Below are 21,664 nucleotides of genomic sequence, written 5' to 3'. Positions count from 1 at the left end.
TGATGGCGCGGTCGCTCGGGCTGTCAGCCTATCGCGCCTTTACCGGTCGCGGGGGCGTGCCGCCATTCACCCCCGTGGCCAAGCGCCCCGAAGGCGAACTTGTCTGGTGCCACGCGCCCGAACCCGGCAGCTTGTTCGCGATACAAGACCTCGCCATACGGCTTTGCCGTAGCCGTCCGGGGCTGAGTGTTCTGATCACCGTCCCCCAAGCCTCGACGCCGGTGGACCTGCAGCCGTGTAGCGAGGCAGACGTGCTGATCGATACCCTGCCCGAAGACCACCCGGCGCTCGCCAAGACCTTTATCGATTACTGGCAGCCCGATGCCTGTGTCTGGGCGTGGGGGCGTCTGCAGCCGAATATGATCGCAGAGATGACCACACATGCCTGTCCGATGTTCCTGATCGACGCCGACAGCGACGGCTTTGACGGACGGCGCGACCGTTGGCTGCGCGATCTGACCCGCGATCTGCTGATGCATTTCTCGGCCATCATGACGCGATCGGACGCGGGGCTGCAGCGGCTGGTCCGGCTGGGACTGGCCCGCAAAGACATAGAGCGGACCCCCGCACTGCAAGCCGGCGGACGTGTGCTGCCCTGTATGGACTCTGATCTCGCGGATTTGTCGGCAGCGGCTGTTGGGCGCCCGATCTGGTTTGCTAATCAGGTGCTCGAAGGAGAGCTGAACACGGTGCTCACTGCGCACCGTCAGGGTCTGCGTTTGTCGCACCGCTTGCTGCTGATCCTCGCGCCCGCCGACCCCAAACAGGCCGATGCTTTCGCGCAGCGCATGGACGATCAGAACTTTCGCGTGCTGCGATGGGGTGATGCGGGCTATCCCGACGCCTCGACCCAAGTGATGATCGCCGATGATCCGGCAGAGATCGGGCTGTTCTACCGGCTGGCGCCTGTGTCCTTTCTGGGGAATTCCTTGATCAACGGCAGCGGCGGCTGTGATCCGTTCGAGGCCGCCGCATTAGGATCGGCTGTGCTTTACGGGCCCAAGGTCCGGCGTTATCTGCCGCTTTATACCCGTCTCGCTGCCGAAGGTGCCGCGCGTATCGTGAATGACGCAACGGCCCTTGGCACCGCCGTGACCCGTCTGATCGCGCCGGATCAGGCCGCTACGATGGCGCAGGCGGGGTGGGATGTCATCAGCCGTGGTGCCGCCGTTACCGACAGGGTGATCGACCTTGTGCAAGAAACGCTTGATCAGCGAGAGGCCAAGCCATGAAACGCGCCCCCGCCTTTTGGCACCGCCCGACACCCGATTGGCGCGCACGCCTGCTGCACCCCTTGGGCGCGCTTTACGCCAGGGCCACTGCACGACGGCTGGCGGCAGGCACACCGTTGCGTCTGGATATTCCGGTGGTCTGCGTCGGCAATATCAATGCTGGCGGCACGGGCAAGACACCAACAGTCATGGCCGTCGTCGAACATCTGCGTGACACGTATCACACGCCCCATGTGGTTTCGCGCGGGTATGGTGGCACGCTAAAAGGACCGGTGCAGGTGGACCCCTCGCGCCACAGTGCCGCGCAGGTGGGGGATGAACCGCTGCTGCTGGCTGCTTTTGCTGATGTCTGGGTCGCGCAAGATCGCGCCGCGGGCGCACAGGCTGCTGCGGATGCGGGGGCGTCAGTGATTGTGATGGACGACGGATTTCAGAACCCCGCGCTGCATCAGGACCTGTCGATCGTGGTGGTGGATGCGGCCAAGGGGTTTGGCAACGGGCTGTGTCTGCCGGCAGGCCCCTTGCGCGAACCCGTCGCTACGGGTCTGGCCCGTGCGGATATCATACTGTCCATCGGCAATGCGCAAGATCAGGCGCAATTCGATACCACAGGGCTGCCCCAAGAATTGCCGCATGTCCGTGCCGAACTCGCCCCGCTACAAACGGGGATGGATTGGTCCGACACGCGGGCGCTGGCATTTGCAGGGATCGGCCACCCCGAGAAATTCTTTGCCACCCTGCGCGATCTCGGGGCCGAGATTGTCCACGCCGAAGCGCTGGAGGATCACCAGCCGCTGAACCCCGCCTTGATGGGACGGCTTGAGGCTGACGCTGCCTTGCGGGGGGCACAGCTGGTCACAACGGAAAAAGACGCGGTGCGTCTGCCCGCGTCTTTCAGAATGAAGGTGATAACCCTGCCAGTGCGTCTGAAGTTCGATCCTGAAAACGCGCTATTTGGGGCGTTAGACCAACTGTCGAAACCCAAATAGCACGCCGGACCCTGCAACCAGGCTCCGGCTGCGATTTGCGTGTGACCTAGTCGTCCTGACCCAGCTTTGGCGCTGCACGATGCAAAGCCAGCTCGGCGCCCGAAAATTTGAACGGCGACCGGATGCCCGGCACCCCGTCCAGTTCGACCTTCAAGCCACGCGCGATGACTTGGGGGTCTTCGAACATATCGGCCATATCGTTGATCGGCCCTGCCGGCACGCCCTCTGCCTCGCAGGCGGCGAGCAGATCGTCACGGGTGCGCTGACTGGTGGCCCCTGTCAAACGGCGGATCATCTCGGGGCGGTTGGCGACGCGGTCGGCATTCTTGGCATAGTCAGCCGAGGTTGCCATGTCATCCAGCCCCAACATCCGGCACAGCCGTTGGAACTGCCCGTCATTGCCCGTGGCAATGATCAGATGCCCGTCAGAGGATTCGAACACCTCGTAGGGGGTCAGGTTCGGGTGCGCATTGCCCATCCGCGTGGGCGCATTGCCCGTTGTCAGATAGTTCATCGCCTGATTGCCCGTGACCGCAACAGCACAATCCAGCAACGCCATATCAATATGCTGGCCCACACCGGTCTGGCCACGCTGGTGCACCGCTGCAAGAATGGCCGTGGTGGCATAGATACCGGTAAAGATATCCGTGATCGCCATCCCGTGTTTCTGGGGCTGGCGGTCGGGTTCACCGGTAATCGACATCAGGCCGGACATGCCTTGGATGATGAAATCATAGCCCGCGCGATGCGCATAGGGCCCGTCCTGACCGAAACCGGTAATCGAACAATAGATCAGCTTTGGGAACTGCTTGGACAAGCTGGCATAATCCATCCCGTATTTCGCAAGCCCACCGGTTTTGAAATTCTCGATCAGGATATCGGCATCGGCCAAAAGCTCTTTCATCTTGGCCTGACCTTCATCAGTGGTCAGATCGACCACAACCGACGCTTTGCCCCGATTGGCCGAATGAAAATACGAGGCAGATTTATCCTCGTCGCGTTCAATGAACGGAGGCCCCCACTGGCGGGTGTCGTCGCCCGCCGGGCTCTCAACTTTGATGACCTCGCAGCCGAGATCCGAAAGCGTCTGACCGGCCCAAGGGCCTGCCAGAATACGTGCCAGCTCAATAACCTTGAGCCCTGCCAGCGGGGCCGCCATTATTCTTCCAGCGCTGCGTCGATGATCTCTTTCATCTCGGCATAGGGCATGTTGGAGTATTTCTTGCCGTTGATGATGAAGCTTGGCGTGCTGTTGATGTCATCCGCCTTCTGGTTTTCTTCCCACCATGCGACCAGCGACTGTGCTTTTTCACCGTCCTGAAGGCAGGCATCCAGTTCTTCGTTGTCCAAGCCGGCAAGGCGGCCGATCTTGCGCAGCTCTTCGACGATAGCTGTGGGCTCTCCGGCGCGGACCCATTCGGACTGGCCGGCATAGATCATGTCGGTGATGCCAAAGAACTTGTCCTCGCCCCCGCAGCGCGACACCATCGAGGCCCAAAGACCGTAGCGGTCAAAATAAACCTCGCGGTAGGTAAAGCCGATTTTGTCGTTGTCGATGTAATCCGCCTTGAGCTGCTGGAACGGGCCTTGGTCAAAGGCGGCGCAGTGCGGGCAGGTGTAGGAGGCGTATTCGATGATCTGAACAGCTGAATCGGGATTACCCAGTGTCATGTCCTCAATAGCAGCGGTTTCGGCAGTCGTTTCGGACGAAGCGGTGTCTGCTTTGTCCGCGCTTGCTGTTTGTGCGTTGGCTGCGCTGACCAGAGGGGTGATCTGCGTGCTATCCACGGCATTCGTACCGCTGAATGCGTACCAGCCACCTGCGGCGGCCACGGCAACAGCGGCAAGGATGGGGAATGTCGGTTTCATGTGATTTCCTTTTTCAGCGTTTGGTCTTGTTCAATATGTTCTCGCCCAGACGTGCAAGTGCATCGCGCAGGGCGTCGTTCGCGACAGGGCCGACGGTTTCGACAGCGCGCTGATGCAAGACGGGATCGTTCGGCGGTTCGGGATGGGTCTTGGGTTGCGGTGCAAAGGCGACCTGCCCTTCGGCAAAGCCGGTGGCGGCGGTCTGTGTCACCCGCACACGCGCAATCGCGTTAAAGCCGTAGATGGCGTTTACCTTGGCGCGCAGTTGTTCTTTTTGCATTTCCAGCATCGGCGCATTCGCCCCTGTCGTCAGCAAGGTCAACGTCGCCCCCATGCCGCCCCGGCCATAGCTTACCTCAACGGGGCGCGAAATGGCCGCGGTGTCTTGGCCCACGATCTCGGCCCATTGGGTCAGCAGGCGGGACTGGGCAAAACCACGGGTTTCGCTCGCCTGACGGATCTTGGCCGAAAGCAGGCTATCGGTCCTTTTGAACCCTTTTGTACTGGTACGCCGTGGCGGCATGACTATCTTTCCCGAATGACTAGCCACAACATAGCGATCCCGCCTCGTATCACCAGCCATACCCAAGCCAAAAGGTTATAAACATTGCGTGACACCGACCCATCCGGCGACCTGCCGCTGATCCTTCTGGAGTGGTACGATGTACATGCCCGTGCGATGCCGTGGCGGACACCTCCGGCGGACCGTGCGGCCGGCGTGCGCCCCGATCCCTATCGTATCTGGCTGAGCGAGGTGATGTTGCAGCAAACCACGGTTGCGACGGTGCGCGACTATTTCCAACGGTTTACGGCACGCTGGCCTACTGTGGTTGATCTAGCGGCGGCGGCGGATGCCGATGTGATGGGGGAATGGGCTGGCTTGGGGTATTACGCCCGCGCCCGCAACCTGCTGAAATGCGCCCGCGCCGTGGTGGCCGAGCATGACGGCCAGTTCCCCGCCGATCACGCCGCCCTGCTACAGCTACCAGGGATTGGGCCCTATACCGCTGCGGCCGTATCCTCTATCGCGTTTGATCTGCCGTTCACGGTGCTGGATGGCAATGTCGAACGGGTGATGGCGCGGCTTTATGACATTCACACGCCACTGCCCGCCGCCAAGCCCGAACTCATGGCACGTGCAGAGGCGCTGACCCCAGCCATCCGCCCCGGAGATTACGCCCAGGCGGTGATGGATCTGGGGGCCACGATCTGCACGCCGAAATCCCCCGCCTGCGGCATTTGCCCGTGGCGCGATCCCTGCCTTGCCCGCCGCAACGGCACCGCAGCCGCGCTGCCAAAGAAGACCCCGAAAAAGCCGAAACCGATCCGGCATGGTACCGTTTATCTGGGGCAGCGGGCGGACGGGGCATGGCTGCTTGAGACGCGCCCGGACAAAGGATTGCTGGGCGGTATGCTCGGTTGGCCCGGCACCGACTGGATCAACGCCGACACCCCGCGCCCGACCGGCACGCCGCCTGCTTTCGCCGACTGGCAGCCGCTCGCGGGCGAGGTGCGCCATACCTTTACTCATTTCCACCTGATGCTGACCGTCATGCATGCGCCCCTACCGTCCGAGGTGGATCCGGAGCGCGGGCATTTTGTGGCGCCGGACGACTTCCGCCCCTCGGATCTGCCCACGGTGATGCGCAAAGCCTACGACTTGCTACGGTAGCGGCTGCGCGTCATAGTTTATCGCAGCCAAACTTGTGCCCGTCCATCGGGGCCAGACACCCTCAAAAGGCCGTGCAGCATGACCTCGCCCACAACAAACGTAAGCACCCATCAACTGTCGCAATTCCGGCGTGCGCTGCCTTTTGCCCTGTCATTCGGGTTGATCCCGCTGGTCTGGATATCTGCCACTGTTGGCGGGTGGACTGTGATCCTGATGCCGGTGGTCACATGGTACCTGTTTTCGATCATCGACGCGATTGCGGGGCTGAACTTTGATAACGCCGATCCGGACGCGTCCGATGACGATCTGTTCTGGTACCGCATGATTACAACCGCGTGGATGCCTGTACAGTTTCTCACGCTGTTCGGATTGCTCTGGTACGTGCCGCAGGCCGCGCATCTATCCGGCTGGGAGAAGGCCGCGGTCTTCTTCGGGGTGGGCGTCATGACCGGCACCATCGGGATCAACTATGCCCACGAGCTGATGCACCAACGCAACAAGCGCGAACGGTTCTGGGCCGATGCCCTGCTGGCGATGGTCCTTTATTCGCACTTCCGGTCCGAACATCTGCTAGTACATCACCGCTATGTCGCCACCCCGCGGGATCCGGTGACCGCACGCTATAACGAAGGGTTCCACCGCTTTTACCCGCGCGTGCTGCGGCAATCGCTGGTGTCCAGCTTTCAGGCCGAAAAAGCGATGCTGGCACGCAAGGGCAAACCCTGGACCGACCTGAGCAACCCATTCTTCAAATACTGGGCGCTGCAAGCGGGCTGCCTGATCCTCGCCGTGGTCCTTGGCGGCTGGGTCGGGCTGGGCCTGTTCCTGCTGCAAGCGGGCGTGGCGATCTGGCAGCTCGAACTGGTGAACTACATCGAACACTACGGGCTGACGCGCAAACATCTGGGCGAGGGCAAATACGAACATGTCCAGCCGCGCCATTCATGGAACGCGGCGCATATGGCGTCGAACTGGCTGCTGATCAATCTACAACGCCATTCGGACCACCACTATAAACCGGACCGTCGGTTTCCCGTACTGCAAACCTATGGCGACGCGCAGGCACCGCAGCTGCCCTATGGCTACCCTATTATGACCATGGCCGCGATGATGCCCTGGATCTGGCGGCGCGTAATGAACCCGCGGGTGCGTGCATGGCGTCGGACCTACTACCCCGAGATTACGGAATGGGCCGACTATAACGCGGGCAAGACCCCTTATCCGCGCTAACGCCCCTCGGTTTGAAACGAAAAAGACCCCGCCAATGAAAGGCGGGGCCAAGGTGAGTGTCCTTATAGGCACGCCTTCTCATAAGGCGGCAAGGACACCGGCGGTGTTCGTATAAAGGGTGTAAATGGGGGGTGGAGAGGCCTAGTTGGCCATCTCCGCCCGGATTTGCTGGCGCAAGATATCGATCGGCACACGTTTGCCGTCTTTCTTGTAGCACCAATATGTCCAGCCATTGCAGCTTGGCGCTTTCTCATACGCCGCACCGACCTGATGGATCGATCCTTTGACCTCGTTGCCGATCAGCGTGCCATCAGCACGGACCTTGGCAGAGTAACGGCCGTTCAGGGAATAAAGCTCTTCGCCCGGACGCAGCATGCCACGTTCAACCAACTGGCCAAACGGCACACGCGGTTCTGCACGCTTCGACGTGGTGGTCTGCAACGCCTCTTTGTCGAATTTGCGCACGGATTTGATCCGCTTTTCAGCGACCTTGCGGTAGGCTTCCTCGCGTTCGATCCCGATGAAATCACGGCCCAGCATCTTGGCAACAGCGCCTGTGGTGCCGGTACCAAAGAACGGGTCCAGCACGACATCGCCGGGGTTGGTAGAGCCGACGAGAATGCGGTGCAGAAGGCTTTCGGGCTTTTGTGTCGGATGCGCCTTGTCGCCCGCTTCGTCCTTCAGACGCTCGTGGCCGGTGCAGATCGGCAGCACCCAGTCGCTGCGCATCTGGATCCCTTCGTTCAGCGCCTTCAGCGCCTCATAGTTGAAGGTGTATTTGGAATTCTCATCTTTACCGGCCCAAATCATGGTTTCATGAGCATTGGTAAAACGCTTGCCGCGGAAGTTCGGCATCGGGTTCGACTTGCGCCACACCACGTCATTCAAGATCCAGAAGCCCGCATCCTGCAATGAGGCACCGACGCGGAAAATGTTGTGGTAGCTGCCAATGACCCAGATCGCGCCATTGGGTTTCAGCAATCGACGTGCGGCTTTCAGCCATTCACGCGTAAATTTATCATAGACGGCAAAGCTGGAAAACTGGTCCCACGCATCGTCTACGGCATCGACTTTCGAGTTATCGGGACGATGCAAGTCACCCCGCAACTGAAGGTTGTAGGGTGGGTCTGCAAAGATAAGGTCCACCGACTCCGCAGGAAGCGCATTCATCGCTTCGATACAGTCGCCAGAAATGATCGTGTTTAAAGGGAGTGCTGCCGCACCCTTGGTCATCGTCTTCATAATAGCTGCCTCTTGCCCGGCACATTGTGTGCTCTTGGTTATCCACAAGATGCCCTGACAGACGATTCATGGTCAATTTCTTTTTTGAATCAAGTGGTTAGTTATTTATCTTGATACAACATGTTGTGTACCGGCTTGAACAAACGTCTATGGTGTGGGGTCACACCAATTTCCTGCAACGCTTCCATGTGCTTTTTTGACCCGTATCCCATGTTGGTTTCCCAACCATATCCCGGGTGCTGTTGCGCCAATGACAACATGACACAATCTCGACATATTTTAGCCGCAATAGAGGCCGCAGAAATCGACTGCGACCTCGCGTCTCCCTTGATCACGGTTTCGGCCGCTACCGTCAGATCACGCGGGATCATATTGCCGTCGATCAGTGCATAGTCCGCCGGCGTCTTCAGCCCCTCCAACGCGCGCACCATCGCAAGGTGGCTCGCCCTCAGGATGTTCAGCTCTTCGATTTCCTCGACTGAGGCATGGGCGATGCTCACATCCGCGACCTGCAAAAGCTCTTCATACAGGCGTTCTCGCGCCCGTTTGGTCAGCTTTTTTGAATCATTCAGCCCCTCGGGGATACGGTCAGGGTCCAGCACGACGGCAGCGGCCGTGACCGGCCCCGCCAGGGGCCCGCGCCCCACCTCGTCAACGCCAGCGACCCGCAGAAAGCCGCGCGCATGGGCGGCCCGTTCAAATTCAAAATCTGGTTTCATTGGGTGTGCAAACCCCAACCCGCCGCAAAGCTCAAGCCCCGACACCGCGAATTGTGACATTGCAAAGACCGCGGTGCCACAATCGGAAAAGATATCCACAGACGATAAGAAAGGGAGGAATGCCCGAACATTCCTCCCTTCCCCGATGAAGGACACCTAGATGCCCTCCGGTATTGACACGCGGAGATTAACCGCGCGCCAAACTGTATCCCGCGCCACGCAGGCAGCGGGCGTCATACCCATAGCGGGTGCCGCGATGGGTCCGGATTTGCTGCGCACATTGCTGCGGCAAACGGTCGGCATGACGGAAATTATTCTCGAGACAGTGGCGGCCGAACATCAGCACCTGACCGCGACGCGTATCGAAACTTTGGAAACATTGCTTGGGCAACAGCTTGGCATTGGCGTGCCTGTCGTACCGCTGGCGCTTGTACCCCTTTGGCAGCGGGCGCGGCTCTACATGGCGCTGCGCTTTGGGCGCGCGGTAGACCGGTACGTGTTCAGCCCGAGGGGGGCGTGGGGCCCGGTGCACCGTGTTTGGCGCGTGGCGATGCTTCGACACTTCCTGCCGCGCCCGTTCGTCATCGCGCTTGTTCTTGTCGTGAATGATTTTGCCGACAATGGCTACACCCAGCACCCCTACCGCGATCTTTGCCAGATCCCTATTGCGATCACCCGCGGCGGCGGGAACGGCGGTAAAAGCCGTGATTGCGACAGCTGCCGCTGCAATCGAGGCGATGAATTTATGGTGCAATGTAAAGCGCATTGTCTGATCCTTTCGGTTAAGGGCACCATGGGAAGCACCCCATGCAAAGCCATCAAGAGCGAGGCCGTGTGATCAAAATGGGCAACCCCCTTCAGACAGGCAATAACACCCCGCTGTTATCGAATATCAAGGCCCCCCAGCCCCAATGGATATTGAATATCCGCCCGGATAAGCGCAGTCTTATATACATGAAACACATCCTCCTTTCCCTGGCCGCGGCGGGGCTGCTCGCCCTGTCTGCCCCCTCTGCCCAAGCGGCAGAATGTTTTGCCGATTATAAGGCCAAGCAGGAAAACCCCTTGCGCCTGCATTATGGTGTGGCGCAAGTATCTGGTGACTGCAGCCGTGCCACGGCACAGTCACAACTGACCAAACGCTTGGCCGCACAGGGCTGGACGCTGCTGACGGTTGTTTCTGTCTTTGGCGAAGATGGGCTTAACCAAAGGAAAGAGAGTGCCGGAAAAAACTTCCTCCGCTTCTGAGATGCGCCGCACGGGCGGACGTTTTGTCGGCGGTGGTATCGCGGCCGTCGTGGCGATCATTCTGATCGGCGCGGGGCTTTTGCTGTGGGCGCTGCCCGACGCCAATGCCTTTAACGCACAGGTCGAACGGATCTTTGTCGAAAACGACGATCTGACCGCACAGGCTGAAATCAAGCTGCTTGAAATCCTCGCGCAATCGGGCACCGCTTTCTCTGAAACTCTGTCGAGCTACCGGATCGTGATCATCGTGCTGCTGGTCTTTGCCACCTCAATGCTGGTCGCGGCGCTGGTTTTTCTGATCATGCTTGTGGGCTTCAATCGCCGCATGGCGCAGATCGAACGGGTCGGGATTCAGGTGAACTCTCTGCTGATCAGCCGCGAAGAGAACACCGTCTACCTTAATAACCTCGGTTTCAAACTGACCGCTGCCGCAATGGAGACGATGTCGGTACTCGCCGAAGCCCGTATGGATGACGACGTCCTGTCCGGCTCTGAAATCGAAGGCGTCATTTCCGGCCGGACCGCCGCTGACTGCGACGAAGCAGCGGGGGCCACGCGCATCAAACGTCTGCGCGATACATTAGGCAACCAGATCGTGTCTGAACTGCTGGTCAAGAATATCGCGCGGCGCGGCTACATGCTGGCCATCGACAAGGATGTGATCAAGGTCATCTGACCCCTTCATTTTGCCCTGTAAACTCCGGGGGAGGCGCGCCCGCGCGACGGGGGCAGCGCCCCCTCTGGACACTTCGCAATGCTTGACCCTAGGGTACGCTGAAACAGCACCAAGGATCATGCCCATGCCAGCCCCCTTCAACGCGTTCAAACAGGCTTTGAAACAAGGCGATACCGTCTTTGGCTGCTGGCTGGGGCTTGCGGATACCTATAGCGCTGAACTGATGGGGACCGCCGGTTTTGACTGGCTGGTCATCGATGGCGAACACGCCCCCAACGATCTGCGCTCTATCCTGGCGCAGCTGCAAGTGCTTGAAGCATCAGACAGCCATCCGGTTGTGCGCGTCCCCGTGGGCGAGACCCACCTGATCAAACAGATGCTTGATGCCGGGGCGCAGACCTTGCTGGTGCCAATGGTCGACAACGTCGATCAGGCCCGCCAACTTGTGCGCGATGTCACCTATCCGCCCCACGGCGACCGCGGTGTTGGCTATGCGCTGACCCGCGCAGCACGGTTTTCCCAGATCGCGGATTATGGCACCACGGCGGACGATGAAATCTGTCTGCTAGTGCAGGTCGAAAGCGTTAAAGGGCTGGAGAACCTCGACGATATTCTGAAAATTGACGGGATCGACGGGGTGTTCATCGGGCCCGCGGATCTGGCGGCGGATATGGGGTACATGGGCAATGCGCTCCACCCCGAAGTGCAGGACGCGATCATGACCGCGCTGCACAAGATCCACGCGGCGGGTAAAGCGCCGGGCATCTTGTCGACCCACGACGACATGACCCGCGATGCCCTAGAGGCAGGGGCGCAGTTTGTTGCGGTCGGGGCGGATGTTTTGCTGCTCAGCCACGCGGCGCAGGCGCTTGCAGGCAAATGGCGTGACACCCTGAAATGATGCGCGGGGTAGCTTTGTTGGGGTTGGGCTATGTGCTCAGCCAGTTTTTCCGCGCCTTTCTGGCCGTGCTCAGCCCCTCTTTGCGGGTCGATCTGGGGGCCACACCCGAAGACCTCGCCTTTGCGTCGGGGCTGTGGTTCTTTTCCTTTGCGGCCATGCAACTGCCCGTTGGTTGGGCGCTGGATACAGTCGGGCCACGGCGCACGGCGGCCAGCCTGCTGCTGATTGGCGGTGGCGGCGGGGCAGCACTTTTTGCGGTGGCGACGCAGCCGCTGCATATCAATCTGGCAATGGTGTTGATCGGGATCGGTTGCGCGCCGGTGCTGATGGGGGCCTACTATATCTTCGCGCGTGAATTTGCGCCAAGCCGCTTTGTTGTGCTGGCCTCTGTCATGGTCGGCATTGGCACATTCGGGAACCTCGTCGCGTCCTATCCAATGGCCATTGCGGCTGAAACGATCGGATGGCGCGCGTCGCTGTGGGGGCTTTGCGCCATCACGACGCTCACGGCGATTGGCATCTGGTGTGTCGTACGCGACCCCGCCACCCCCGAAGGCGAACAACGCGGCAGCCTGCTTGGCGTCTTTAAGATCAAAGCGCTGTGGTTCATTTTCCCCATCATGAGCGTCAGCTACGCCCAGGTCGGCGCGTTGCGCGGGCTTTGGATCGGCCCCTACTTTGAGGACGTCTTTGGCGCGAACGCCCATCAAATCGGGTGGGCAACCCTGTTGATGGGGATCGCCATGGTCGCGGGCAGCCTCGCCTACGGCCCACTGGACCGCTTTGTTGGCAGCACAAAGTGGGTGATCATCGGGGGCACTGCGCTTAACCTTCTTGCGCTGATCGCACTTGTGATGTTCCCCGACAGTGGCATCATCCTTGCCACAGCCTTGATGGCGGCGATCGGTCTTTTTGGCGCGACATATGCAGTGATCATCGCGCATGGGCGCAGCTTTATGCCACCGCAGCTCATCGGGCGCGGCATGACCCTGCTGAACCTGTGCAGCATCGGAGGCGTCGGCGTGGCGCAGTTTCTGTCGGGCCGCGTCTATGCAGCCAGCCAGCCCGCTGTCACGGCTCAGGCCCCTTATGTGCTGATATTTACCCTGTTTGCCGCGCTCATGGCGGCAGGTCTGTTCGTCTATCTGTTTTCGCGTGACGCAGGTGAATAGGACACGACCCCTTCCCCCGCGCCCCCAGGCGGTATAAGAGGCCCGCACCATCACATTTTAGTATTGGAGTTTTAAGATGGGTTATCGCGTCGTCATCGCGGGTGCCACAGGCAATGTGGGCCGTGAAATGCTGAACATTCTGGCCGAGCGCCACTTCCCTGTAGATGAAATCGTGGCTCTTGCTTCGCGCAAGTCTATGGGATCCGAAGTCAGCTTTGGCGATAAGACACTCAAGACGAAAGACTTGGATACGTTCGACTTTACGGGCTGGGATATGGCGCTGTTTGCCGTCGGGTCAGAGGCGACAAAGAAATACGCGCCCAAGGCTGCCAAGGCCGGTTGTGTCGTGATCGATAACTCTTCGCTGTACCGCTACGATCCGGATATCCCGTTGATCGTACCAGAGGTGAACGCCCACGCGATCCACGATTACGCCAAGAAAAATATCATCGCGAACCCGAACTGCTCGACCGCGCAGATGGTTGTCGCGCTTAAGCCGCTGCACGACCGCGCCACGATCAAACGTGTTGTCGTGTCGACCTACCAGTCGGTGTCCGGTTCGGGCAAAGACGGGATGGACGAGCTGTGGGACCAGACCAAGTCGATCTACAACCCCACCGACAGCAAGCCGCCGCGCAAGTTCACCAAGCAGATCGCCTTTAACGTGATCCCGCATATCGACGTCTTTATGGACAGCGGCGACACGAAAGAAGAGTGGAAGATGATGGTAGAGACGAAGAAAATCGTCGATCCCAAAATCAAGGTCACAGCGACCTGCGTGCGCGTCCCCGTCTTTGTTGGCCACGCCGAATCGATCAACATCGAGTTCGAAGATCATCTGGACGAGAACGAGGCCCGCGACATCCTACGTGAAGCGCCGGGCGTTATGGTTATCGACAAGCGGGAAGACGGCGGATACGTGACCCCCGTCGAATGTGCCGGTGATTTCGCGACCTTCATCAGCCGCATCCGTCAGGACAGTACGATCGATAACGGTCTGAACCTGTGGTGCGTCAGCGACAACCTGCGCAAGGGTGCCGCGCTGAACGCCGTGCAGATCGCTGAACTGCTGGGCCGCGAAGTGCTGAAAAAAGGCTAAGCCCCCTACCCTGAATTGAACAAAGGCCAGTGCGATGCGCTGGCCTTTTTTATATCCGACTGCCGGCGGGCTACCTTTGGATCATGCAGCGTTTTGCCCGTCTGGCACGGTCGCAAAATCAAACCACAGTTTTTGTTGCCGGTACCCACCTTTGATCAGATGCCCGTGACCCAGCACTTCGGGGAAATCCTCTGCCCAGTCACGGTAGCGATCATTTGTAACCACGACGGCCCCCATCTCGCGCGCAGCGGTCAGGATATACGGATCCGCCGGAGAGCCGCGCGGAACGACCATCACCTGATCCACCGGCAGCTCGAGCATCGCCGCAAGCGCCGCATCGTCCTTATAGGCATTCGTCAGCAGGTACCCTGCGTTTGCATCGAACACCACGCCCGTCTTGAAACCAAGCTGCGTCAGGGTGCGGACCACATCCTGCACTGGCGCGATCGACGGCGTGCCGCCCGACCAGTACATGACGTTTGACCCGTCGATCACCACCGCCCCGCGGGCGCTGCGTCGGGACTGACCCGCCAACCAAACCCGCGCTTCGCGCAGCAGCAGGATCGCGCTGGCGACGGCGCTCGGCCCCGCCAGCAAGACAAGATCCCCCCAGACGGGCTGGGAGGTCGCGATAACCGTGCCAATGATCGACACCAACAGTAAAAGCGCAGGAACAATCACGCGTCAGCGCCGCCAAAACCGCGCTGGACTTGCTGGTCCATTATACTGGCCGGAACATCTCTTTGTCGGCGCTATAGCATTCCAGCCCGCCTTCGCCGATGTTGTGCCACAGGCCGTGCAATGTCAGTTCGCCCGCTTTGACTTGCTCGGCCACAAAGGGGAACGTCATCAGGTTCTCAAGCGACGTCATTACAGCGTGCTTCTCAAGCTGGCGTGCCTGCTCTTTCGGGTCTTCGATATCCGCGACAACTTCGTATTTCGGGCGCAGGATATCCATCCAACGTCCGACAAAGCTGTCTTTGGCGTCCAGTTCCGGCGCATTGCCCTGACACATGTCTAGACATCCTTGAACACCGCCACAGCTGGAATGGCCAAGCACGATTACATGCGCGACTTTCAACGCCTGAACCGCATATTCGACCGCCGCGGAGGTCCCGTGCTGCTGCCCATCGGGCTGATAAGGTGGCACCAAGTTGGCGATATTACGGTGAATAAAAAATTCACCCTGATCTGCGCCAAAGATTGACGTCACATGAACTCGGCTGTCGCAGCATGAAATGATCATCGCGCGGGGATGCTGCCCATCGCTGGCCAACCGTCGGTACCACGACTCGTTTTCAGCGTAACTGGTTGCTTTCCAACCGTGATAGCGCTGAACCAGGTAATTCGGGAGCGGTTTCGCCATATCCATCTGTGTCTCGCCTTTACTTAATTTTAGCCGAAATACCCTGAATTCGCATCGTATTCGAGCGAAAACGCACGCGGCCGTTAACGAATTGAACATCATTTGGCCAACATAGTGCCGATGCGCTGTGGGGGCGTTATGATGAGGTGACACGAATGTATGTATTGCAAATGCGGCCAGTCGAACAAGTCCGCGTAGATCAGGAACGTCTGGGTATTTTATATGATCAACTGGGCGAAACAGGGGCCGAGGATGTCGTTTGCCGCGCCATGGAGGAATTGGCCCTGCGCATGTCCCACTGCAATCGCCTATACCAGGCATCCAACTGGCCCGAACTGCGTAAAAACTGCCGATCCCTGATCGCGATTGCCGAACAGGTCGGTCTGGAAAAACTGGCGCATGTCGCGGGGAATGTGATCTGCGCGATCGACCAGACCAGCCCGGTCGCCATTGGCGCGACGTTGACGCGGCTGATCCGCATCGGCGACCGGTCGCTGACTGCAATCTGGGACACGCATGACTTCCCCCTTTGACGGGCTTGCAGCGGCACAGGATACGTCTAGGCTGCGCGCGAATACCACGCACGAAAGGCCTTGCCCCATGTCCGCTCTCTTCGCCGACCCCACCGCCTCTGCGATTCCGCTTCATCTGATCGGATGCAACGCCCTATCCGGCTGGCTCGACAGCCAACCCGCCGCAGTGCGTAAATGGGTCGAGGTGCAGGGGTTCACCGGTGCGTTGGGACAGGCCTTGACGCTGCCGGGCGATGATGGATCGCTGCGCATGGCACTGGCGGGGTATGGCACAGCCAACGGCCGCAAACGGGGTCGTTTTCATCTTGCAGGGGCTGCGGCCAAGCTGCCCAAGGGTAACTATGTCCTACACGCCGACCTGTCCGCCGCTGACTTGGCCGTTGAAACGCTGGGTTGGTTGCTCGCCTCGTACCGGTTCGACCGATACGCCACGCAATCGCCGATGGCCGCACGCGTTGTCGCGCCGGACGGAGTTGATGCCGATCACATCCGCGCCCTCGCCGAAGGGGAGATGCTGACCCGCGATCTGATCAATACGCCTGCCTCTGATATGGGGCCGCCCGATCTGGAAAACGCCGCGCGCAAACTGGCCGAGCGGCACGGGGCGAAAATCTCGGTCATCACCGGCGACGATCTGCTGACCCAGAACCTTCCGCTGATCCACGCCGTGGGCCGCGCTGCCGACCGCGCACCCCGCCTGCTTGATATGACCTGGGGCACCAGCGGCAAGAAGCTGACGCTGGTGGGCAAAGGCGTCTGCTTTGATACCGGCGGGCTGAACCTGAAACCGGGCGCGTCGATGGGGCTGATGAAAAAGGACATGGGCGGTGCGGCAGCGGTGCTGGGGCTGGCGCATATGATCATGGCCACAGGGATGGACGTGCAGCTACGCGTGCTGATCCCCGCGGTTGAAAATTCGGTCTCCGGCAATGCCTTCCGCCCGCAGGATATCCTGACATCGCGCAAGGGCCTCACGGTCGAAATCAACAATACCGATGCCGAAGGGCGGTTGGTGCTGGCCGATGCGCTGGCACTAGCGGATGAGGACAAACCCGACCAGATCATCTCTATGGCGACATTGACCGGTGCCGCGCGGGTCGCCGTGGGCCCTGATCTTGCGCCTTATTTCAGCGATGATCCCGATTTCATCGCCGCACTTGAAGCTGCCGCGGCCGCGCAGGCGGACCCGGTCTGGCGCATGCCGTTCCACGCGCCCTACGAACCGTTGATCGAACCCGGCATCGCCGATCTGGATAACGCCCCCTCGGGCGGGTTCGCGGGTTGCATTACCGCGGCCCTTTTCTTGCGCCGTTTTGTCACCGGCAGCCCCTACGCGCATTTCGACATCTACGGCTGGCAACCCGCCGCAGCGCCCGCCCGCGCCAAAGGCGGCGTCGGACAGGCAACCCGTGCGCTACATGCCAGCCTTGGGACGTTCCTATCCAAATGACCGACCGTCGTCTGCATCCCGACCCCGAGCGGATCACCCAGAAAACGCCGGCGCAAATCATCGTGCCGGTCACCGATCTTGACCGCAGCCCGACCGGCCCCCGCGACCGGCAGGCGCTCTACGGTGAGGCGCTGACCGTGCTGGATCGCGCCGATGGCAGCGCCTATGTGCAACTGACCAAGGATAGCCACTGCGGCTACGTTAACGAAACTGCCATCGGCCCTGTGACCACACCAACCCATGTCGTGACCGCACCGGCCACCCACGCCTATACCTACGCCGACCTGAAATCACCCGATGTCAGTGCGCTCAGCTTTGGCAGCCGTGTTGCCGTGACCCAGACTGAAGGCCGGTTTGCGCAAACCGCGCTTGGCTATATCCCGACCCAACATCTTGCGCCGCTGCCGCACCACTTTAGCGATCCCGCCGCCGTGGCCGAGATGTTTTTGGGCACGCCCTATCTGTGGGGGGGGAACAGCCGCTGGGGGATCGATTGCTCGGGCCTTGTGCAGGCCGCATTCCTTGCCTGTGGCATTCCTTGCCCGGGCGACAGTGACCAGCAGCAGTCCCGCTTTGCCGACCCCGTGCCCGATTCAAGCCATACCCCCCGCGATATCCGACGCAATGATCTGCTGTTCTGGAAAGGCCATGTCGCACTGGTGCTTGACCCCACCACGATGATCCACGCAAACGCGCATCACATGGCCGTCACACGCGAACCCGTTCAGGACGCGTTGACACGTATCGCCAAAACCGACGGCCCGCTGACCGGGCACAAACGCCTAAGCCCTTCCAAATGGCCTTAAATCCATCCCCGGTTACCGCGCACGCAATCGGTTAGGTGTCTACCGCACGGATCATCTTGCGCTCGAGCACCCGCAGCACCGAGGCAAGGTCCTGACCGCGCCGCAGCACTTGCCCGTTGGCACCAATGACTGCGTACATCCCCTGTTTCATCCGCAACTTGGGGCGTTTCTCGATGCGGTACAGTGGTATCTCGGCGGTCCTGCGAAAGATTGAAAACACCGCGACTTCGCGCAGCGAAGAGATGCCATAGTCGCGCCATTCACCCGCCGCAACCATTCGGCCGTAAAGCGACAGGATCGGGCCAAGTTCGGTCCGGTGAAAGGAAACCTGCTCGGGTGCGCGTTCGTTCTGCGGGTGTGAGGGATGGATATGCACTGTCATGCTTTGACAGTTGCGCCCTTCGACGCTCAAATCAAGAGAGCCGCCGATCAATTCTCTTGAAAGCGTTACATTATCTGTGCAAGCATCAACATTGTGAAACATAAAGGCCCGCCATGACCCCGCAACTCCGTGCTGAAAAATCCGCTGCCGCCATGTGGACCATTGATACGGCCAGCCAATCCTTGGGCATGCGGATCGACCATATCAGCCCCGGAGAGGCAGACCTGTCGATGGAGATCACCCCGGTGATGCTCAACGGCCACGGCATCGCACACGGCGGGTATATCTTTACCCTCGCGGACAGCGCATTTGCCTTTGCCTGCAACAGCTACAACCAGCTTGCCGTGGCCCAACAGAACCAGATTTCCTACCTCGCCCCTGGCAAATCGGGTGAACGACTGCTGGCGACAGCGCGGGAACAATCAAAAACCGGGCGCTCCGGCGTTTATGACGTGACAGTCACGGGGGAGGACGGGCGCACCATCGCCTTGTTCCGTGGCCTGTCACGCACCATCAAAGGCCATCATTTCGAGGAGGAAATGACCCCATGAAAGACCTCACGCCCGCCCGGTCATCGCTCGACCCGATCGAGCTTGCCAGCCGCGATGAAATCAGCGCCCTACAGCTGGAGCGGCTGAAAAAATCACTGCACCACGCTTATGCGAACGTCCCCCTTTACCGCCAAAGCTTTGACACAGCGGGCGTACACCCCGACGACCTGCACAGCCTGTCGGATCTTGCAAAGTTCCCCTTCACCGTCAAAACCGACCTGCGCGATAATTACCCTTTTGGCATGTTCGCCGTGCCCCGCGACCAGCTGGCGCGCATTCATGCGTCATCAGGCACGACGGGCCAACCAACAGTCGTGGGATATACGAAAAACGACCTCGCCAATTGGGGAACTGTCATGGGGCGGTCCCTGCGTGCTGCGGGGCTCAAACCCGGCGACATGCTGCACAATGCCTATGGCTACGGGCTGTTTACGGGCGGGCTGGGGGTACATCTGGGGGCTGATACCCTCGGACTTAGCACGGTACCGATCTCGGGCGGGATGACCCCGCGGCAGGTGCGCCTGATCGAAGATTTCAAGCCCGACGGCATCACGGTGACGCCTTCTTACGCGCTGTCGATCCTCGACGAATACGCGCGTCAAGGCATCGACCCGCGCCACTCCTCGCTACAGGTGGGTATCTTCGGGGCCGAACCCTGGACCAACGCCATGCGGGTCGAGATCGAACAGGCGTTTGATATGCACGCCGTTGATATCTATGGTCTGTCCGAGATCATGGGCCCCGGCGTGTCCTGCGAATGCGTCGAGACCAAGGACGGGCTGCACATCTGGGAGGATCATTTCTATCCCGAGGTGATCAACCCTGAAACAGGCCAGCCCGTTGCCGATGGCGAAAAGGGCGAACTGGTCTTTACGTCGCTCACTAAAGAGGCGTTTCCAATCATCCGCTACCGCACCCGCGACCTGACCCGCCTGCTCGCCGGCACCGCGCGCAGCATGCGCCGGATGGAAAAAGTCACCGGCCGTAGCGACGATATGATCATCCTGCGCGGCGTTAATGTGTTCCCCACGCAGATCGAGGAAGCCCTGATGGCGACACCCGGCCTCGCCCCGCATTTCCAGATCGAGCTGAGCAAACCGGACCGGATGGATCAGATGCGCGTGCTGTGCGAATGCGCCGACGCCACCGTTGGCGGCCTCGCCCGTGAGGCTGCAGCGCAACAGCTGGCCGCGCAGATCAAAGAGACTGTGGGCATCAGCGTGCAAATCGACGTGGGCGATGTGAACAGCATCACCCGTTCCGAAGGCAAAGCCGTGCGCATCATCGACAACCGCCCCAAAGGCTAGCCCCAGCAACACACCTGTAAGCCCATCGACCGCGTATCTCACCACGCGGTCGATTTATACCTCTGAGATTGCGGGGACGCTGCCGAATAGCCCGCCACGCTCCGCCCTTAGAACCGACGCCCCCACTCCAGGCCGATGTATTTGCATCACAGCACTGTTGCCCCGTTGCACGAAGCACACGCAGCCGCTACCAATTCTACATGTTGGCGATCTTTCTCAAAACACTGCCCTTTTTCGCGCTGATCGGTCTGGGCTATTGGGCCGGGCGCACGCGGTTCTTCACCGCAGAAGCCACGGCCTATTTGACCAAGTTCGTCTTCTATTTTGCGCTCTCTGCCATGCTGTTCCGCTTTTCTGCCAATCTGTCCCTGGCAGAGGTCTGGGACACACGGCTCGTCGCGGCCTATCTGTGGGGAACAGCGTTCGTTTACGGCACCGCCACGTTGGTCGGATTTTGGCGCGGGCTTGACGTTCCCAGCACCGCAATGGAGGCGCAATGCGCCGTCATCGGCAACACCGGCTTTCTTGGCGTCCCCATGCTCACGCTGTTGCTCGGGGCAGAGGCGATCGGCCCCGTGGTACTGGCACTGGCGGTAGATCTGATCGTCTTTTCCAGCCTCATCGTCATCCTGATCACCGGGTCGCGCGACGGCCAACTTAGCTTGCGCGCCTTGCGCACCATTGGTTTGGGGCTGGTGAAAAACCCGATGATCGTCGCGATGACGTTAGGCTTTATCTGGTCCGGCTTGCGCATCCCCATTCCGGCCCCGATGAATGACTTTCTGGCGATCCTAGGTGGTGCGGCAACCCCGGGTGCCTTGTTCGCAATCGGCGCCTCGCTGGCCACAAAATCTGCCGAAAAACTGCACATTGCCGGATGGCTGTCTTTTTGCAAGCTGGCGCTCCACCCCGCGTTTGTCGCCCTTGCTGCACTGTGGCTGTTCCATGTGGACCCGTATAAGGCAGGTGTGATCATCGCGACCGCCGCGCTGCCCGTTGCGGGCAATGTCTATATGCTCGCTCAACACTACAACGTGGGGCCGCAACGTGTCTCTGCTGCGATCCTGGTGTCAACGCTGTTCAGCATTCTCAGCGTCAGTCTCGTGATCGCATGGGTGACGGGCCTGTAGCCTTCACCCTTTTCGCAAATACTTGCCGTGCAGCGTCCCGCCCTTGCCGCCCGCGTCGATGCCCGCTAGCCATATATCAACCAGACACAG

At 60.2% G+C, this 21,664-nt stretch carries 24 protein-coding genes; 16 read left to right on the top strand and 8 right to left on the bottom strand.

The genetic code is table 11. The annotated features are described in order from the left end of the window. Nucleotides 1–2 precede the first annotated feature (2 nt). Nucleotides 3–1,232 (top strand): 3-deoxy-D-manno-octulosonic acid transferase, encoded by a 1,230-nt coding sequence (locus GLP52_RS13205; protein ID WP_237271076.1) that lies wholly within the window; start codon nucleotides 3–5, stop codon nucleotides 1,230–1,232. Then, nucleotides 1,229–2,221 (top strand): tetraacyldisaccharide 4'-kinase, encoded by a 993-nt coding sequence (gene lpxK / locus GLP52_RS13200; RefSeq protein ID WP_237271075.1) that lies wholly within the window; start codon nucleotides 1,229–1,231, stop codon nucleotides 2,219–2,221. The genes GLP52_RS13205 and lpxK overlap by 4 nt, the downstream gene beginning before the upstream one ends. Before the next feature lie 46 nt (nucleotides 2,222–2,267). Here lpxK and GLP52_RS13195 read toward each other — a convergent pair whose 3' ends face one another. Genes GLP52_RS13195 through GLP52_RS13185 form a run of 3 tightly spaced genes read right to left on the bottom strand, consistent with a single transcriptional unit; the run spans nucleotide 2,268 to nucleotide 4,613 of the window. Further along, nucleotides 2,268–3,380: a CaiB/BaiF CoA transferase family protein gene (locus GLP52_RS13195; RefSeq protein WP_093732004.1), complete on the bottom strand. Its 1,113-nt coding sequence runs from the start codon at nucleotides 3,378–3,380 to the stop codon at nucleotides 2,268–2,270. Then, nucleotides 3,380–4,090, bottom strand: coding sequence for a DsbA family protein (locus tag GLP52_RS13190; RefSeq protein WP_237271074.1), 711 nt, complete (start codon nucleotides 4,088–4,090; stop codon nucleotides 3,380–3,382). Before GLP52_RS13190 ends, GLP52_RS13195 begins: the two co-directional genes overlap by 1 nt. Nucleotides 4,091–4,103: 13 nt before the next feature. Then, on the bottom strand, nucleotides 4,104–4,613 hold the full coding sequence (locus GLP52_RS13185; protein WP_138924819.1) for a DUF721 domain-containing protein: 510 nt from the start codon (nucleotides 4,611–4,613) through the stop codon (nucleotides 4,104–4,106). 84 nt (nucleotides 4,614–4,697) lie between these two features. On the opposite strand from GLP52_RS13185, the gene GLP52_RS13180 reads away from it, so the two are divergent. Further along, the gene (locus tag GLP52_RS13180) at nucleotides 4,698–5,762 is read left to right on the top strand and encodes an A/G-specific adenine glycosylase (protein ID WP_237273567.1); all 1,065 of its coding nucleotides are present in this window, start codon (nucleotides 4,698–4,700) and stop codon (nucleotides 5,760–5,762) included. 78 nt (nucleotides 5,763–5,840) lie between these two features. Beyond that, a complete protein-coding gene (locus tag GLP52_RS13175; RefSeq protein WP_237271072.1) occupies nucleotides 5,841–6,992 on the top strand; it encodes an alkane 1-monooxygenase in 1,152 nt (383 codons plus the stop codon). A 141-nt stretch (nucleotides 6,993–7,133) separates the two neighbouring features. Here the strand turns inward: GLP52_RS13175 and GLP52_RS13170 are convergent, their stop codons facing one another. Further along, nucleotides 7,134–8,234: a site-specific DNA-methyltransferase gene (locus tag GLP52_RS13170; RefSeq protein WP_093732009.1), complete on the bottom strand. Its 1,101-nt coding sequence runs from the start codon at nucleotides 8,232–8,234 to the stop codon at nucleotides 7,134–7,136. Between the two features lie 101 nt (nucleotides 8,235–8,335). Continuing rightward, nucleotides 8,336–8,953, bottom strand: coding sequence for a ribonuclease HII (locus tag GLP52_RS13165; RefSeq protein WP_237272613.1), 618 nt, complete (start codon nucleotides 8,951–8,953; stop codon nucleotides 8,336–8,338). A 160-nt stretch (nucleotides 8,954–9,113) separates the two neighbouring features. Here GLP52_RS13165 and GLP52_RS13160 point away from each other — a divergent pair, with 160 nt between their 5' ends. From GLP52_RS13160 to GLP52_RS13135, 6 genes are all read left to right on the top strand, one after another. Beyond that, nucleotides 9,114–9,791, top strand: a complete 678-nt coding sequence (locus GLP52_RS13160) for a hypothetical protein (RefSeq protein WP_237271071.1) — start codon at nucleotides 9,114–9,116, stop codon at nucleotides 9,789–9,791. A gap of 116 nt (nucleotides 9,792–9,907) precedes the next feature. Beyond that, nucleotides 9,908–10,201: a hypothetical protein gene (locus GLP52_RS13155; RefSeq protein ID WP_093732148.1), complete on the top strand. Its 294-nt coding sequence runs from the start codon at nucleotides 9,908–9,910 to the stop codon at nucleotides 10,199–10,201. Between the two features lies 1 nt (nucleotide 10,202). Then, nucleotides 10,203–10,877 (top strand): winged helix-turn-helix domain-containing protein, encoded by a 675-nt coding sequence (locus tag GLP52_RS13150; protein ID WP_272903368.1) that lies wholly within the window; start codon nucleotides 10,203–10,205, stop codon nucleotides 10,875–10,877. A 124-nt stretch (nucleotides 10,878–11,001) separates the two neighbouring features. Then, entirely contained in the window at nucleotides 11,002–11,778 is a 777-nt protein-coding gene (locus GLP52_RS13145) for an aldolase/citrate lyase family protein (protein ID WP_237271069.1), read from the top strand. Next, nucleotides 11,775–12,950, top strand: coding sequence for an MFS transporter (locus GLP52_RS13140; RefSeq protein WP_237271068.1), 1,176 nt, complete (start codon nucleotides 11,775–11,777; stop codon nucleotides 12,948–12,950). The genes GLP52_RS13145 and GLP52_RS13140 overlap by 4 nt, the downstream gene beginning before the upstream one ends. Before the next feature lie 76 nt (nucleotides 12,951–13,026). After that, a complete protein-coding gene (locus GLP52_RS13135) occupies nucleotides 13,027–14,049 on the top strand; it encodes an aspartate-semialdehyde dehydrogenase (RefSeq protein ID WP_093732015.1) in 1,023 nt (340 codons plus the stop codon). An 81-nt stretch (nucleotides 14,050–14,130) separates the two neighbouring features. Here the strand turns inward: GLP52_RS13135 and GLP52_RS13130 are convergent, their stop codons facing one another. Beyond that, nucleotides 14,131–14,730 carry an NYN domain-containing protein gene (locus GLP52_RS13130; protein WP_093732016.1) on the bottom strand — a complete coding sequence of 200 codons (600 nt, stop codon included), beginning with the start codon at nucleotides 14,728–14,730 and terminating at the stop codon, nucleotides 14,131–14,133. 40 nt (nucleotides 14,731–14,770) lie between these two features. Next, the gene (locus GLP52_RS13125; protein WP_093732017.1) at nucleotides 14,771–15,421 is read right to left on the bottom strand and encodes a carbonic anhydrase; all 651 of its coding nucleotides are present in this window, start codon (nucleotides 15,419–15,421) and stop codon (nucleotides 14,771–14,773) included. 149 nt (nucleotides 15,422–15,570) lie between these two features. On the opposite strand from GLP52_RS13125, the gene GLP52_RS13120 reads away from it, so the two are divergent. The 3 genes from GLP52_RS13120 (at nucleotide 15,571) to GLP52_RS13110 (ending at nucleotide 18,204) form a co-directional block, all read left to right on the top strand. Next, complete coding sequence (locus GLP52_RS13120) at nucleotides 15,571–15,948, top strand: hypothetical protein (RefSeq protein WP_167354503.1); 378 nt, start codon at nucleotides 15,571–15,573, stop codon at nucleotides 15,946–15,948. Between the two features lie 67 nt (nucleotides 15,949–16,015). Continuing rightward, nucleotides 16,016–17,398 carry a leucyl aminopeptidase family protein gene (locus GLP52_RS13115; RefSeq protein WP_237271067.1) on the top strand — a complete coding sequence of 461 codons (1,383 nt, stop codon included), beginning with the start codon at nucleotides 16,016–16,018 and terminating at the stop codon, nucleotides 17,396–17,398. Beyond that, nucleotides 17,395–18,204 (top strand): C40 family peptidase, encoded by an 810-nt coding sequence (locus GLP52_RS13110; protein ID WP_237271066.1) that lies wholly within the window; start codon nucleotides 17,395–17,397, stop codon nucleotides 18,202–18,204. Before GLP52_RS13115 ends, GLP52_RS13110 begins: the two co-directional genes overlap by 4 nt. A 31-nt stretch (nucleotides 18,205–18,235) precedes the next feature. Here the strand turns inward: GLP52_RS13110 and GLP52_RS13105 are convergent, their stop codons facing one another. Further along, a complete protein-coding gene (locus GLP52_RS13105; protein WP_237271065.1) occupies nucleotides 18,236–18,586 on the bottom strand; it encodes a DUF2794 domain-containing protein in 351 nt (116 codons plus the stop codon). A gap of 113 nt (nucleotides 18,587–18,699) precedes the next feature. Here GLP52_RS13105 and paaI point away from each other — a divergent pair, with 113 nt between their 5' ends. The 3 genes from paaI (at nucleotide 18,700) to GLP52_RS13090 (ending at nucleotide 21,574) form a co-directional block, all read left to right on the top strand. After that, nucleotides 18,700–19,137, top strand: coding sequence for a hydroxyphenylacetyl-CoA thioesterase PaaI (gene paaI, locus GLP52_RS13100; RefSeq protein ID WP_237271064.1), 438 nt, complete (start codon nucleotides 18,700–18,702; stop codon nucleotides 19,135–19,137). Then, nucleotides 19,134–20,444 (top strand): phenylacetate--CoA ligase PaaK, encoded by a 1,311-nt coding sequence (gene paaK / locus GLP52_RS13095; RefSeq protein WP_237273566.1) that lies wholly within the window; start codon nucleotides 19,134–19,136, stop codon nucleotides 20,442–20,444. Before paaI ends, paaK begins: the two co-directional genes overlap by 4 nt. 200 nt (nucleotides 20,445–20,644) lie before the next feature. Then, nucleotides 20,645–21,574: an AEC family transporter gene (locus tag GLP52_RS13090; protein WP_237272612.1), complete on the top strand. Its 930-nt coding sequence runs from the start codon at nucleotides 20,645–20,647 to the stop codon at nucleotides 21,572–21,574. Nucleotides 21,575–21,664: the final 90 nt, after the last annotated feature.

It is taken from the genome of Sulfitobacter sp. M22 (assembly GCF_021736025.1).
GTDB classification, from domain to species: domain Bacteria; phylum Pseudomonadota; class Alphaproteobacteria; order Rhodobacterales; family Rhodobacteraceae; genus Sulfitobacter; species Sulfitobacter litoralis.
Note: the sequence above shows the minus strand (reverse complement) of the source record. Positions and strands in the feature narration are given on the sequence as shown.